Source organism: Streptomyces tibetensis (assembly GCF_040647715.1).
Lineage (GTDB): Bacteria > Actinomycetota > Actinomycetes > Streptomycetales > Streptomycetaceae > Streptomyces > Streptomyces tibetensis_A.
On record NZ_JBEZCR010000019.1, the window covers coordinates 74,933 to 89,277 of the forward strand.

Annotated in this window: 12 protein-coding genes; 5 read left to right on the top strand and 7 right to left on the bottom strand. The window is 70.8% G+C overall.

Annotated features, from left to right (window positions below; genetic code table 11):
• Positions 1-27: 27 nt before the first annotated feature.
• Both AB0B29_RS35560 and AB0B29_RS35565 read right to left on the bottom strand, forming a co-directional pair.
• Positions 28-306: a GlsB/YeaQ/YmgE family stress response membrane protein gene (locus tag AB0B29_RS35560; protein ID WP_344456246.1), complete on the bottom strand. Its 279-nt coding sequence runs from the start codon at positions 304-306 to the stop codon at positions 28-30.
• Positions 307-433: 127 nt separating this feature from the next.
• Positions 434-1,249 carry an alpha/beta fold hydrolase gene (locus AB0B29_RS35565; RefSeq protein ID WP_362246506.1) on the bottom strand — a complete coding sequence of 272 codons (816 nt, stop codon included), beginning with the start codon at positions 1,247-1,249 and terminating at the stop codon, positions 434-436.
• A gap of 261 nt (positions 1,250-1,510) precedes the next feature.
• Here AB0B29_RS35565 and AB0B29_RS35570 point away from each other — a divergent pair, with 261 nt between their 5' ends.
• Positions 1,511-2,395, top strand: a complete 885-nt coding sequence (locus tag AB0B29_RS35570) for an NAD-dependent protein deacetylase (RefSeq protein WP_362246508.1) — start codon at positions 1,511-1,513, stop codon at positions 2,393-2,395.
• A 468-nt stretch (positions 2,396-2,863) separates the two neighbouring features.
• Positions 2,864-4,051 carry a type III polyketide synthase gene (locus tag AB0B29_RS35575; RefSeq protein ID WP_362246510.1) on the top strand — a complete coding sequence of 396 codons (1,188 nt, stop codon included), beginning with the start codon at positions 2,864-2,866 and terminating at the stop codon, positions 4,049-4,051.
• Positions 4,052-4,135: 84 nt separating this feature from the next.
• Here AB0B29_RS35575 and AB0B29_RS35580 read toward each other — a convergent pair whose 3' ends face one another.
• The 3 genes from AB0B29_RS35580 to AB0B29_RS35590 form a co-directional block, all read right to left on the bottom strand.
• Positions 4,136-6,286, bottom strand: a complete 2,151-nt coding sequence (locus AB0B29_RS35580; RefSeq protein ID WP_362246512.1) for a SpoIIE family protein phosphatase — start codon at positions 6,284-6,286, stop codon at positions 4,136-4,138.
• A gap of 168 nt (positions 6,287-6,454) precedes the next feature.
• Complete coding sequence (locus AB0B29_RS35585) at positions 6,455-8,536, bottom strand: SpoIIE family protein phosphatase (RefSeq protein ID WP_362246514.1); 2,082 nt, start codon at positions 8,534-8,536, stop codon at positions 6,455-6,457.
• 119 nt (positions 8,537-8,655) lie between these two features.
• Positions 8,656-10,017: an MFS transporter gene (locus AB0B29_RS35590; RefSeq protein ID WP_436845962.1), complete on the bottom strand. Its 1,362-nt coding sequence runs from the start codon at positions 10,015-10,017 to the stop codon at positions 8,656-8,658.
• A 359-nt stretch (positions 10,018-10,376) separates the two neighbouring features.
• Here AB0B29_RS35590 and AB0B29_RS35595 point away from each other — a divergent pair, with 359 nt between their 5' ends.
• Together AB0B29_RS35595 and AB0B29_RS35600 are read left to right on the top strand one after the other, a co-directional pair.
• On the top strand, positions 10,377-10,628 hold the full coding sequence (locus AB0B29_RS35595) for a DUF1275 family protein (protein ID WP_362246516.1): 252 nt from the start codon (positions 10,377-10,379) through the stop codon (positions 10,626-10,628).
• 294 nt (positions 10,629-10,922) lie between these two features.
• Positions 10,923-11,453: a GNAT family N-acetyltransferase gene (locus tag AB0B29_RS35600; protein ID WP_362246518.1), complete on the top strand. Its 531-nt coding sequence runs from the start codon at positions 10,923-10,925 to the stop codon at positions 11,451-11,453.
• Positions 11,454-11,482: 29 nt separating this feature from the next.
• On the opposite strand, the gene AB0B29_RS35605 is transcribed toward AB0B29_RS35600, so the two are convergent.
• Complete coding sequence (locus AB0B29_RS35605; protein ID WP_362246520.1) at positions 11,483-12,076, bottom strand: TetR/AcrR family transcriptional regulator; 594 nt, start codon at positions 12,074-12,076, stop codon at positions 11,483-11,485.
• 147 nt (positions 12,077-12,223) lie between these two features.
• Here AB0B29_RS35605 and AB0B29_RS35610 point away from each other — a divergent pair, with 147 nt between their 5' ends.
• Positions 12,224-13,108 (top strand): NAD(P)-dependent oxidoreductase, encoded by an 885-nt coding sequence (locus AB0B29_RS35610; protein WP_362246522.1) that lies wholly within the window; start codon positions 12,224-12,226, stop codon positions 13,106-13,108.
• 258 nt (positions 13,109-13,366) lie between these two features.
• On the opposite strand, the gene AB0B29_RS35615 is transcribed toward AB0B29_RS35610, so the two are convergent.
• Positions 13,367-14,128 carry a ZIP family metal transporter gene (locus AB0B29_RS35615; protein ID WP_362246524.1) on the bottom strand — a complete coding sequence of 254 codons (762 nt, stop codon included), beginning with the start codon at positions 14,126-14,128 and terminating at the stop codon, positions 13,367-13,369.
• Positions 14,129-14,345 lie beyond the last annotated feature (217 nt).

Genomic DNA, 14,345 nt, shown 5'->3' on the forward strand with positions numbered 1-14,345 from the left:
GTGCAGAGGCGTTCGTCTTCTACGGGGTCAGGCGTGCCGATGCGAGTGCCGGTTGCCGGTGACGACGCGGTACAGGGCGAGCAGGATGAGGGAGCCGACGATCGCGGCGATCCACGTGGAGAGTTCGAAGAACCCGTCGATGGAGTCCACTCCGAAGATGACCTTGCCGAGCCAGCCGCCGAGCAGACCGCCGACAATGCCGATGAGCATCGTGACGATGATGCCGCCGGGGTCCTTGCCCGGCATCAGGGCCTTGGCGATGGCGCCGGCGAGGAGCCCGATGATGATCCAAGCAATGATGCCCATGGTGCGTCTCCGCTTCGTCGTATAAGGATTCTGTTAAGTCATCGGGTACGCCGAATGCGCCGGGCCAAACGTCTCCTTCTGATATCGGCTCTGCGGGCCTTGCAGCGAACCGGGTTGCCGGGGTGGCTCAGCGAGAGGGGGAACGGTCGAGCGCGGCCACCTCGCGAACGGCGTCGGCGACGGCCCGGAAGTCCTTCCTCAGGATCGAGCCGTGGTTGCTGTCGACCTTCACGCTGCGGAAGTTCGGACGGCGCGCTGTCACCGCGTCGAGGCTCGCGCGGATCCGCTCCTGCTCGTCGCCGCGGCTTCCGAACGACGTCCCCGAGGCGACGACGTACCGCACCGGGACGGTGATGCCGTCGAGTACGGGCCCCAACTCACGCTCGCGGGAGAGCTTTCCGAGCTCGATGTTGCTGTTCGCCTGCTCGTCGGGAGTCATGCGCGGGGCCAGGCCCGTGGGGCGCAGCAGCGGCATGAACCATCCCATCCGCCGGAACAGCTTCCGGATCCGCTGCTCCATGGCCTCGTCGAGCCAGTCGTGGGGGAAGGCGCCGTCGACCAGGACCGCACCCACGGCGCGCTCCGGGTTCCGGGCGGCCCAGTGCGCGGCGACGACCGCGCCGTAGGACCAGCCCACGACGAGGGCCCGGTCGACGGCTCGGGCCGCGAGGACGGCGTCGACATCCCGGACGGCCGCCTCGAAGGAGTAGTCCGCCGAACGCTTCGACTTGCCGCGGGCCCGCTCGTCATAGGTGATGTGCCGCCACCCCGTTCCCAGTTCGGCGAGGGTGCGCCGCCAGTACCCCTGAGTGGCGAACTGACCGTTGAGGTAGACCACCGGCAGACCGGGGCCCCCGGTGTCGGTGACGGCCAGGGCCGTGTCCTCGACCGGCACCGTCCCGGCCCAGCGCTCCTGGTCCGGGGAGGTGTTGTTCTTCGTCATGTCCTGCTCCTGTTCACATGGGGAGGTGCCGGGTCGGGAATCTTGTGACGCCTTGTGACGCTTAGTTTCGGATGATGGAAACGCTACGTTGCATTTCACGAGTTCGACAACGAGGTTACTACGTATTTCACTAATCAGTGCAGCTCAGAGCCATGAAATCGTTGCACCGCCATTGGCGTCGAACGCAACGGAATCATCCAATCCGTTGCAATGAGTTGAAGGTGAACGCTCTGGTGGGTCACTGTTTCGTACCCTGACGGCATGCGCATGCGTCCCACCTTGAGCTGGACCCCCGCCGAGGACCTGCCGCCGGGCAGTACGGATCCCGAGCCGGTCGTCGATGCGCTGCGCAACGGTGGAGTGCTGGTGCTCAGCGGCGCGGGCATCTCCACGGAATCGGGCATCCCCGACTACCGGGGCGAGGGAGGGAGCCTGAGCCGGCACACCCCGATGACCTACCAGGACTTCACCGCCGCCACCCAGGCACGGCGCCGGTACTGGGCACGCAGCCACCTCGGCTGGCGCACCTTCGGCCGAGCCCGCCCCAACGCCGGGCACCGGGCCGTGGCGGCCTTCGGGCGGCACGGCCTTCTCCAGGGTGTCGTCACTCAGAACGTGGACGGCCTGCACCAGGCCGCCGGCAGTGAGGACGTCGTGGAACTGCACGGGACCCTGAACCGGGTCGTCTGCCTCTCCTGCGGCGCCTACAGCCCTCGCCGCGAACTCGCCGTGCGGCTCGAGGAGGCCAACCCGGGGTTCGAGCCCGTGGCCGCGGGAATCAACCCCGACGGGGACGCCGATCTCACGGACGACCAGGTCGCGGGTTTCCGTGTGGTTCCCTGCACGGCATGCGGCGGCATCCTCAAACCGGACGTCGTGTTCTTCGGCGAATCCGTTCCGCCGCAGCGAGTCGAGCACTGCCGCGAGTTGGTCCGTGCGGCGACCTCACTGCTGGTCCTGGGCTCCTCCCTGACCGTGATGTCCGGCCTGCGCTTCGTCCGCCAGGCGGCCCAGGCCGGGAAACCGGTACTGATCGTCAACCGGGATCAGACCCGCGGCGACCACCTCGCCCTCACCAGGGTCTCCCTGCCGTTGGGCTCAGCCTTGAACTCGATGTCGCTGCGCCTCGGCATTCCCGTGGACTGAGCGGACCAGGAAGCGGCGGTTGAGCGCGCATACAGGTTCCTGACCGGGGCGCGGGGGTGAAGACGGGGTGAGGCGCCGGCGGGCCCGAGCCGGACGGTGAGCCGGTGATCGACTCTCGCCGGGACTTCCGGGCCTGAACGCCGGCCGCCCGGTTCCGCTCATCGCCGCGGGAGGACGCCCGGTCGAACAGCCCCCGCTGCTGCGCCCCTTCCGCGCGGCAAGCCGGAGCCCGTCCCCCAGTGAGAACGGCAGCTCGCCTTCCACTTCAACGGTGTGCGTCGTGTCACACCCCCCAAAATCCGCCTAAGTTGTCTGCATCACAGCGGAAATGTCCGTATGCGTCCATGCTCGATTCGGACGTCAGCCCCCGAAGTGGGGCCTATCGCCATCCTCTTGGGCGCGAAGTTCAAAGTGACCCATGACACAGCAGGCGTGACATTCTCCCCGCTCCCCGGAAGGTGCCCCACCATGGCCGCATACCTCTGCCCGCCAGCCGTGATACACGGCGAGCACGCCGTGAAGACCAGCGAGATCGTGGCGGAGGTGAGCGACCGGCACCGGCATGCGGCGTGGGCACCGCGGATCGACGGCATCGCCGCCAGTACGGGCATCGAGACCCGCGGCTGGATGCTGCCGCTGGAGACCGCCGTCGCACCCGGCAAGGGCAGCGGTCTGGATGCCGTCGGTATCGAGCCGGCCCAAGAGGCGCTCGCACGCGACGGGTTCGCACAGCAGGACGTGGACCGCGTGATCGCCGCCCTCGAGTCCATACCCGCCCGGCAGACCGTCCAGGAGCGCACCGCGCCCGCCTGGGAGGCCGTGCAGTCCTACGGAGAGCGTGCGGCACGCGGGGCCCTGCAGACAGCCGGGCTCGACGCCGCGGACGTGGACTGCCTGATCACCAGTCACTCCACCACCCCGGCACTGCCGGGCCTAGACGTCGCCCTGGCCAACAAGCTGTCGCTGCGCAGCGACACGATGCTGCTCCCGGCGACGCAGTGGGCGTGTATCGCGGGGACGCGTTCCCTGGCACTGGCGGCGGAGCTGGTCGCCGCCGACCCCGACCGGGTGGTCCTGGTCGTCATCTCGGAGGCGTTGAGCACGACCTACCAGCCCGGGGACGACACGCTCGAGTCCTTGATCGTCCGGCTGCTGTTCGCGGACACCGCGGTCGCCGCGGTGGTCACCGGCCGCCCCAGGCCCGAGTCGGTGCTGCGGCTGAACTCAGCCTGGCACCACACCCTGCCCGGCACCCAGGACCTGCACCGTCTGGAGACCCGCGCGGACGGCACCCACTTCGTGATGGACCGGCGTGGGCCGCGCGCCGTACAGGAGACGGTCACCGCGATGTGGGAGTGGCTGCGCACGCGGTACCAGGACGACCCCGGCTCCTGGCACCCCGACGTACTGCTCGCGCACCCCGGGGGAACCCGCGTGCTGGAGTACATGGAGCAGACGATGCCCGACGGGTGGCCTTCGGGGCTGCTGGACTACAGCCGGGACAGCTACACCACCGGAAACCGCGGAGGCGCGGCGGTGTTCGACATCCTGCGGCGGGCCCATGACGCGGGACAGCTGAAGGCGGGACATCGCGCCGTCCTGTACGCGGCGGCACCGGGACTCACCGCGACCGCCCTTGAAGGGCAGTGGCTGTAGTGCGATGGGCGTCGTCCGTTCCGTCCGCGGGGGCCGGGGCGCGCGCCTGACGTGTCCTCACCGCACTCCGCCGGGCGGGCCGTGTCACCTCGCGACTTCCGCCCAGACGACCTTCCCGGTGTCCGTCCACCGCACTCCCCACCGGGTGGTGAGCCGGTGCACGATGCTCAGACCACGGCCACCGTTGTCGAGCAGGTCGCCGCGCCTCAGCCGCGGCCTGCCGTTGCCGGTGTCGCCCACCTCGCACAGCAGGCCGTGACCGGACCTGATCAGCCGCACCGTGACGGGACCGGTGGCGAAGCGCACCGCGTTCGTGACCAGCTCGCTGACCAGCAGCAGTGTCTTGTCCCTGGTGTCGTCCCTGGTGCCCCACTGCCTCAGCAGCGCGGCGACCCGCTCACGGGCGTGGGCGGGGGCATCACTGCGGGCGGGCAGCCGCCAGGTCGCCGTGTCCCCCTTGCGGTAGCCGATCATCCGTGCGAGCAGCAGGGTCACGTCGTCGCGCTGGGGCGCGGGCGCCAGTGCGGAGACCACGTGGCGTGCCGTCTGCTGGAGGGCGTCCCAGGGGTGAACCGTGGACACGACGTCCGCCAGCCGGTCGATGCCCTCGTCGATCGAGAGGGCGGGATCCTCCACCAGCCCGTCGGTGTACAGGGCTAGCACGGAACCCGCAGGCACGCCGATGGTGTACACGTCGAACGGCTCGCGCAGCGCGAACTCGGCGCCCAGGCCCGGGTGAGGGCGGATCGAGAGCGCGCCCGCGTGCCCGTCCGGGGAGACCAGGATCGGCGGGAGATGACCGGCGCTGGACAGCGTCACATGGTGGCCCACCGGGTCGTACAGGGCGATGCAGCAGGTCGACCCCAGGGCGCTGTAGCCGGCCGCCAGTCCTGAATCGGCGTCGTCCAGCAGCGTCACGGTCTCGTCCAGGTGTTCCAGTACCTGGTCGGGCGCGAGCCCCGCGGACAGCAGCGCACGGGCCTCCATGCTCAGCTGCCCCATGGTCGCGGCGGCTCCCAGGCCGTGTCCGACGACGTCCCCGACCACCAGCGCGGTACGGCCGTCGGGCAGCGGGAAACTGTTCACCCAGTCGCCGCCGACGCCGGCGCTGTCGGGGGTGGCGGGCTGGTAGACGCTGGCGATCTCGATGGTGTCGCCGCCGGACCGGGGCAGGAGCCGGCGTTGCAGGGCCAGCACCTGTGTGTGCTCGCGCTGGTGCTGGCGAGCCAGGTCCACGTGATGGGCGGTTCTGGCCACCAGTTCCTGCAGGTCGAACAGCTCGCTGTCGCGGAAGGGGCAGTCCGCCCGCCGCCACACCTCCGCCACGCCCAGGACGACGGGCGGCGCGCCGTCCAGAACCAGGGGGATGCACGCCACGCCCGCCGACCGGCCGCTGGGTACCAGGGCACGTACCACGCGGGGGCTGCCGAAGACCCGTTCGACGGCCTGGCGGTCGGGGATGACGATGGTCTGCGGGGCATCGTCCCTCAGGACCGCCTGCGCCAGCAGACGACTCGCGTCCCCGGGAAGATCGTCGCCCGGGGTCAGGTAGCCCTCGGGCCACACCCGGTCCGGGACCAGGGCCGCCCGCCGGAGGTGAATACGCCCCTGAGCGTTTCCGGTGACCCCCTCGCCCGTCCACACGGCGAAGTCGAGGTCTACGGCGGCGACGTCCCCCCAGGCCAGCAGGGACTCCGCGAGGGACTGTGCGGTCTCGCCGATGTCCAGCGAAGTGCCGATCGCGGTCTCGGCGGCGTAGAGGTGCAGCCTCCTGGCCATCGCGATCACGGAGACCGTCAGCCCTTCCTCCGGTGACGCGGCGGGCAGGATGCTCATCGACACGACCAGCTCGGATCCGTCGCACCGCCGCAGCCGCTGGATCCGGGCGACGTGCGCCTCACCGCTCTCCACGACCTGCCGCAACCTGCGGGTGACCGTCGGTACGTCACCCGGGGGGAGGAGCTCCACGAACGGTTTCCCGGCGTCGGCATCGAGACCCGCGAACACCGGAGCGTCAAGGTTGCAGCGGGTGATGATCAGATCAGTGTCGAGGTTGACCGCGCCGAGGATCTGCTCCTGTTGTCCGGCCGCCGGAGGGTCCGGAACCCGCTGACGGGTGGCACGGTCGCCCCGCGGGTCGGCCGCTGTCGCTCCACCCTGCGGGATGTAGCGGCCAAGTGCGCGGCTGACCAGCTCGAACGCCGAGGAGGACGAGGGCGAGGGTGTGGAGTCCATGCGGCTCTCTCAGCATTCCCCGGCGTGGGTGCCGGGGCTTTGTTCGGACCCGTGCGGTGGGGCCCCGAGTCCCTGACCGCACACCTCATTGAATAACACCGGGGGCCGCTTCGCACACATCAGCGATGGCTCGAGCACCCGGACACGGGGGGGGCACTCGCCCCGTGCTCAGAGCAAGGTCAGTGGCTGTGCTTGGGCGATGAGCAGCGCGACATCGTCGTGGTCGGCGGGATTGCGCAGCTCCCGGAGCAGCCGGTCGCAGGTTTCCTCCGCGGAGCGGCACGGCGGGGACAGCAGGCGCAGGAGCTCGGCCAGGCGCTTGTCGATGGGATCGTCCCGGGTCTCGACCAGTCCGTCGGTGTACAGGACGAGCTGGTCACCGGGGTTCATGGCGACGACGGAGGTCTCGAAGGGACCGCTGCCGACTCCCAGCGGGGTGCCGGAGGGCAGGTCGAGCAGTTCGGGCGGTCGGCCGGCCCGTACCAGAACCGGGGGCAGATGGCCCGCACAGGCCACCTGCAAGCGGGCGGTGTGCGGATCGTGGACCGCGTACACGCAGGTGGCGATGTAGGGGTCCAGACCCTGTGTGATCTTGTCGAGATGGGTGAGGATGCGGCTCGGCGCGAGGTCGAGGTCGGCGAGGGTGGAGGTCGCGGTGCGCAACCGGCCCATGGCGGTGGCCGCCGGGATCCCGCTGCCCATGACGTCACCCACCGCCAGAGCGGTTCGGTCGCCGCTGAGCGGGATGATGTCGTACCAGTCGCCACCGACCTCGCTGAAGGCCTGCGCGGGCCGGTACCGGGTGGCGATCTCCAGGCCGGGGCGGCGTGGCGAGGGGCGGGGCAGCAGGCTGCGCTGCAGGGTTTCGGCGGCGCTGCGGATGTGCTGGTGCAGGACGGCGTTGTCGATGCTCAGCGCGGCGGAGGAGGCAAGCTCGCAGGCGAGGGTGAGGTCGTTCTCGTCGAAGGGCTGCGGGTTGCGGGCGCGGGCCAGGCCCATCACGCCGATGATCTCTCCCCGGGCGATGAGGGGGACGGCCATGTCGGTGTGGACCCCCGCCTCGGCGAGCAGTCCGGCTGCGGCGTCGTCGGCCGCGATACGGCTGAGATCGCGGCTGTCGAGGTGGGTGATCAGCAGCGGTTTGCGGGTGCGCAGGCAGTGGGCGGCCGGATGGTCCGCGTGGTAGGTGGTGAGGTGGCCGGGCTGGATGATCGCCTGGGAGGCCCCGGTGGGGTAGGCGGTCTTCACCGCCAGCGCCCGGAACAGCGCCGGGCCGTCTCCGCGCTCCGGGCGGCCTGTCCGCATCACGGAGTCCAGGATGTCCACCCCGATCATGTCGGCCAGGTCGGGCACCAGGACGTCCGCGAGTTCCTGGGCGGTCCGCTCCACCTCCAGGGTGGTCCCGATGCGCGCCGAGCCGTCGGCCATCAGGCGCAGGCGCTGCTGGGCCCGGTCGGCTTGCCTTGCCGCCTCGTACCGGTCGGTCACGTCCACCACCACGTTGGCGATCCCCAGCACGTGCCCGCTCTGGTCCTCCAGTCGGTAGAGCGACACGGCCCAGGCGTGGTCGTGGTCCGGGTCGGCCCGGGTCCGGCCCACGACCTGCTCGTCCACCATGGGCAGGCCCGTCGCCAGGACCTCCCGCATCTGGTTCTCCGCGGTCTTGAAAGCCGCGCCGGGCAGGATCTCCCGGAAGTGGCGGCCCACGTGGTCGGCCTCGGGGACGCCGTGCATCGAGGCCAGGGCGCCGTTGACCGCCACGTACCGCAACTCGGTGTCCAGGACGGACAGTCCGATCGGCGCCTGGGTGACCAGTTGGCTGGAGAGGGCCACGTTGCGCTCCACCTGCCGCACCGTGGCCCGGTCGGTGGCAAGCCCGAGCGCGTAGTGGTCGCCGAGGCTGTCCGTCAGCCGCATGTTGCGGAACTCGACCGTCCGGGTACTGCCGTCCTTGAGCCGGACGGGGAACGGGCCGGCCCAGCCCCGGCCGGTCGCCATCACCTCGTCGAACAGTCCCCTCCCCGCTTTCCGGTGTTCGGGATGGAGCAGCAGGGCGGCCGCGTTCTGCCCGACCGCTTCGTCACCGGTGTAGCCGAACAGCTCCTCGGCCTGCGGACTCCACATGTCGATCCGGCCGTCGGCCTCCACCAGCACCGCGGCGACACCCAGCAGGTCCATCAACCCACTCGGGTCGGACGCCGGATCCTGCGGATCGCCCGCCTGCTCCGGAGGCTGGTTCGCTCGGCTCATCACATCGCCCCTCAGGCCTTCGACCCCACGGCGCACCCGTCCGCCCGAGCAGACGTGCACTGCGGCCGGTGGCAGGCCGGCGGCCGCTCACGATCCGGGTCCGGCTCACAGGTCGGTCCTTACCTGTCCAGCCTTCCACAGGTCTCGGCTTCGTCCGAGGAGATCATGGTCCGCCGGGGTCGGATCGGGGCGGGGAGCTGCCGGCCCAGGCGGGCGAGCGGGGACAGGGCCATGATCCCGGGTGACAGCATCATGCCTGCGGCGGTCACCAGCAGGCCGGTGCGCAGCCCCCACTCCCCCGCGAGGAATCCGCCGGCCAGGGACCCGACCGGGGTCAGCCCCAGGCCCGCCCACGTGATCGTCGCAGCGGCGCGGCCCTGCATCCCGTCCGGGGTGACGGCCTGCCGGACGGCCATGAGCGTGACGTTCACCAGCTGGCCGCCCAGGCCGAACACGAAGCCCACGGCGAGGAGCACCGGAACCGTGACGGCCGAGGAGCCGTCCAGTGCGGGCACGCACAGGAACACGCCGTCTCCGAGAGCCGCCGCACACATGACCACCGTGCCGTGACCGAACCGGCCCGGCAGGCGGGCGGCCAGCAACGAGCCCACGAGCGCGCCCGGCCCCGCCGCCGCGAGCGCCAGCCCCACGACGGTGCCCGACAGGTGCAGCTCCCGGGGCAGGAACAGGAGGTAGACGGTCATCATGGCCGCGAACGAGAACTGGAAGGCTGCCGAGGCCACGCACACGGCTCTGAGGAAGGTGTCGCCGACGACGAAGCGCAAGCCCTCATGGATCCGCCGCCAGACCCGCGGGGACTTCTCCTGACGGGTCGGCATCGATTCGGCTCGGCGGATGCGCCGGATCGACAGGAACGACAACGCGAAGAACAGCGCCCCGGAGACGGCGGCGAAGGGCGCCGCCGGCAGAGACACCAGTGCACCGCCGAGTGCGGGACCGCCGATCTGCGCCGCGGACCGGCTGCCCTCGAGGGCGCTGTTGCCCCGTACCAGTCGGTCGCGTTCCACCAGTCGCACGAGAGACGCCTGGTACGCCACGTCGAAGAACACGGACAGGGCCCCGACGGTGAAGGTGAGCGCGAGCAGGCTGGGCAGGCCGAGCCCTCCGACGAGCGCGGCCAGGGCGGCAGCGCCCAGAGCCAAGGCCCGGCCGGCGTCGGAGAGCATCATCGTCGTGCGGGTACGCCATCGGTCGACCCACGCGCCGACGAACAGCGAGAGCAGCAGGACCGGCGCCTGTCCCACCGCGCGAAGGACGCCCAGGCCGCCGGCACTGGCGTCCAGCGTCAGGACGGCAAGGAGCGGCAGGATCACCAGGGTTGCGTGTTCGCCGACTTGGGACGCTGTCTGACCCCACCAGAGTCTGCGGAAGTCGGCGTCCCGCCACAGACCGGGCCGAGCGGGTCGGGCGGAACCGGATGCGGCTGAAGAAGCGGAAGAAGCGGAAGAAGCGGACGGCACGGTATCCCTCGTGTTGCCGACAACGAGGCCCCGCCACCGGGCACGGCGAAGGTGCTTCGGTGGTTTCGGGCAGGAGAAGGCTCGCTGTGCCGCACCATCACAGGCAGCACGCGATGACAGGCCGTCACACGGCCTACGACGTCAACGCGCGCTCGGGAAACCGACCATGTCTCAGCTCCTCGTGGTGACCAGGGGGGCCCAAACCCTAACCGGCCGAGGGCCGGTACGGAAGACGGCGGTCTTCGACGCGGTTGCGGGGTTGAGCGGTGTCGGACCGTAGTAGCCCGCCCGAAGCCATCGGACGTGTGTCCTGGCCAGGGTCCGGTGCTCCGGCCGTCGGGGCTGCTCACACTGGGCGCATGTCCGATGCGTCCCCGGTCCTCGCGACCGATGCCCGGCGGGTGGCCGTCATGACCGTGCTCACCGTGCCGGCGGGCGCCGTCGACGCCGTGAGCTTTCTGACCATGGGCAAGGTGTTCTGCGCGCTGGAGACCGGCAACGTCCTCTTCCTGTCCTTCGCGCGCGCCGCGGAGGGTGACGTTCCCGTGGCGCGGCCCGCCACCGCGATCGGGGCGTTCATGGTCGGGGCGGCCTCGGGGACGTCGTACTGAAGCGCCTCGCGGAACGCAGGGGCCCGTGGTTTCCGGCCGGACTCGCCTGCGAGGCCGCGTTGCTGGTGTGCGCGCTCGGCACGCTGTTGCTGGTGCCGCTGGGCACGGGGCGAGCGCTGCTCGTCATCGCGGCGGCGGTGCTGCTCCTCGCGGTGGCGGCCACGGTCGCACCGCCCGGTGGGACGGAACCGGCCGAGGCCGGTTGAAAGGGGCGGACGGAGCCGTCGGCGTGGCATGCGTGGGGGGGCGGTCCCGGATTCGCGCTCCCACTGCCGTGTCGGCAGGATGTGGGGCATGACCGAGATCCGCACGCCCCGTCTCCTGCTGCGCCGATGGCTCGACGACGACCTCGTCCCGCTGTCCGAGATCCACGCCGATCCGGTGGTGATGCAACGCGTCCCAGACGGCTCACCGCGCTCCCTGGAACAGACCGCCGAGGACATCGAGGCCTGGGAGGAGGAGTGGGACGAGGAAGGCTTCGGGGTGTTCGCCGTCGAGCTCCTGGGATCCGGTGAGCTGGCGGGCGCCGTCGGGCTGTCCGTGGCCGACGCCCCGGCCGAGATCTCCGGCCAGATCGCGATCAACTGGCGGCTCGGGCGGGTGTTCTGGGGGCAGGGATACGCCTCCGAAGCAGCGCACGCCACCTTGGAGTTCGCCGTGCAGGACCGCGGTCTCGACCGGGTGGTGGCCGTCTGCCGCCTGGACGACAGGGCTTCGGCGAACGTACTCGACAAGCTCGGCATGCAGAGGGAGGGAGCCGCCCGGCATCCGGATCACGACCACGGCCTCGCGGTCTACGGCATCGACCTGACGCAGTACCAGTAATTCCCCGACTGCCGTTGCCCGCAGGGCCGTCAGCGGGTCCGCACGGCCGCGTCGAGCAGAGGGCCCAGCTCCCGGGCCACGGTCGTCAGGGCCCGGACGTCCTGGTCGGCGCGGGCCAGGAGGATCGCCCCCTCAAGGCTGCTGATCATGAGCGTGGACAGCGCGCCGGCCCGTTTCGCGGGCACGCCCATCTCGGTGAGGGCCGCGGCGACCGCGCCGGTCCACGTCGCGAAAGCCGCGGATGCGGCCGTCCGCGTGGAGGGGACCGACTCCGCGCAGTCCACCGTGGCGGCCGCGACGGGGCATCCGCCGGCGAAGCCGGTGGTCTCGTACTCGTCGGTCCACTGACGCACCATCTCGGCGAAGAGGCCGCTCGGCGTCGGCTCGGGCAGCGCGGCCAGGAACCGGGCGACACGGCCTGCCGCGTATCCGCCTGCCCACCCCACCGCCTCGTCGACCAGCTGCGTCTTGCCACCGGGGAAGTAGTGCTGGAGGGATCCGCGTGGTGCTGCGGCGTCGACGGCGACCTCGCGCATGCCGGTGGAGTGGACTCCGTCGCGGCGGATGAGCTGGGCCGCGCTGAAGACCATCCGCTCGCGCGGTCCCCGTTCGGCCTTCGCCATCGTCGGCCTCCGTCCGCTCGCTCGCACCTCGTTCCCGGGCCGACAGTCTATGACCGCGGTCATAAGCGGAGCTACTATGACCGCTGTCATAGTCGAGGCTCGAGGGGGGCGGCTCGACCCCGCCCGGGCTCGGGAAGGCGGTACGCCATGTACGTCGGTTTCATCGGTCTGGGGGTCATGGGGCAGCCCATGGCAGTGAACCTCGCCCGGGCCGGCACACCTCTAGTGGTCTGGAACCGCACTCCCGAGCGATGTGAGGTGCTGCGCGTCGCCGGTGCCGAGGTGGCGGCGGACCCCGCCGAGGTCTTCCGCCGGGCGGCGACCGTGTTCCTCATGCTGGCCGACGAGGAGGCCGTGGACGCGGTGCTGGGGCGTGGCACGCCGGACTTCGCCCGGCGCGTCGCAGGGCGTGCCGTCGTCCACATGGGCACGACTTCGGCCACGTACTCCCACGGCCTCCTGGAGGACGTCCGGGCCGCGGGCGGGCGTTACGTGGAGGCCCCGGTCTCCGGCAGCCGTGTCCCTGCCGAGCGGGGCGAACTGGTGGGGATGCTGGCGGGCGACGACGACGCCTTGGAGGCCGTACGGCCCCTGCTCGCTCCGATGTGCCGTGAGACGTTCGCGTGCGGAGCCGTCCCGGGCGCGCTGCTGCTGAAATTCTCGGTGAACCTGTTCCTGATCACCCTGGTCACGGGTCTTGCCGAGGCGTTCCATTTCGCCGAGCGGCACGGGCTCGACCGGCATCTCCTCCGGGACGTCCTGGACGCCGGCCCCATGGCCAGTGCCGTGTCCCGGGGCAAGGGGCCCAAGCTGCTGGAGCGGGACTTCTCCGTCCAGGCGGCCGCCGCGGACGTCCTGAAGAACAACCGCCTGATCGCCGAGGCCGCCCGCACGGCAGACCTGACGTCCCCGCTTCTCGACGTGTGTCACGCCCTGTACGACGAGACCGTCCAGCAGGGCCATGGTGACGAGGACATGGTGGCCGTCCTGCGCGCCTTGGAGGCCCGGACCGCAAAAGGACGACGGCGCTGAGCGAACGTCGATTCACATCCGCATCCCGCGGGTTCGGGACGACGGCCGCGAGGAGCAGCGGAACGCCGAGCCGTAGCAGGAGCTCCCCGCCGGCATGCGTATCGCGTCCAGCTCCGGCCGCCGCTCCGACGATCCGGACGGTGATTCCGTGGGCGTCGCCATGCCGTCCTCCCCCGACTCGCGTGCGTGGCACCCATGGTGGCGGGGAGGGTCGTCGAGGACCATACCCGCACGCGCGAGCCGTTCGAGGGTCTGACGTCAGGCGTGGGACAGGGCGAAGGAGACGAGGAAGCCGCTGACCGTGACGAGTCCGATCGCCAGCTGAGCCTCCTGGAACGCCTCGGGGATCATCGTGTCGGCGATCATGGCCAGGATCGCACCGGCGGCCACGGCCGTCACCCCCGCGATCACCGTGGACGAGAAACCGCCCAGGACGGCGTATCCGAGGACGGCGGACACGGTGCTCGCGACCGCGATGGCGCCCCACACGGCGAAGACGTATCCCTTGCCGCGTCCGGCCTTCCTCATTCCGGCCGAGCTGGACAGACCTTCCGGGATGTTGCTGATGAACACGGCCGCGACGGTCACGAGGCTCACTGCCCCACCGTTGAGCAGGCTGACGCCGATCACCGCCGACTCGGGCACTCCGTCCAGGAGGGCGCCCAGTGCCAGCGCCAGGCCCGAGCCGCTCTGCTGCTCCTCGGACGGCTGCGTCTGGTCCGTGTGATGGCCCGACCGCTTGCGATGGCGAGCACCTCGGCCGGCCAGCCAGAGATTGCCTCCCGTGTAGGCCGCCGCTCCCGCCAGTGTCCCCACGGCCGCCGGCCCCAGGCCGCCCTGTTCGTAGGCCTCGCCGACCAGTTCGAAGGAGACGGCCGAGAGAAGCACGCCGGCACCGAAGGCCATCACCAGCGCGATGACCTTCTGCGACACGCGCATCCCGTAGCCGATCACCGCTCCCAGCAGGAGAGCACTTCCTGCCAGCAACCCCCAACCACCTGCTTGGATCACCTCGGACATGCCGCGCGTGTACCCACGAGAGTGTGATCGGCACCTTGTGGCCGGTCAGATCCCCGGACGAACGGCAGGGCATCCCTGCTGGGCGTCAGCCGCAGGAACGTCAGCGGGCCGAGGGAGTCGGTGTGCGCGCCCTGTCGCTGCCGTGGCAGTGTCCTCATCCGCCGTTCGAGGGATTCGCGAGCACATGTGGTGGTCGCGGCGATGAGTTCTGCGAGGG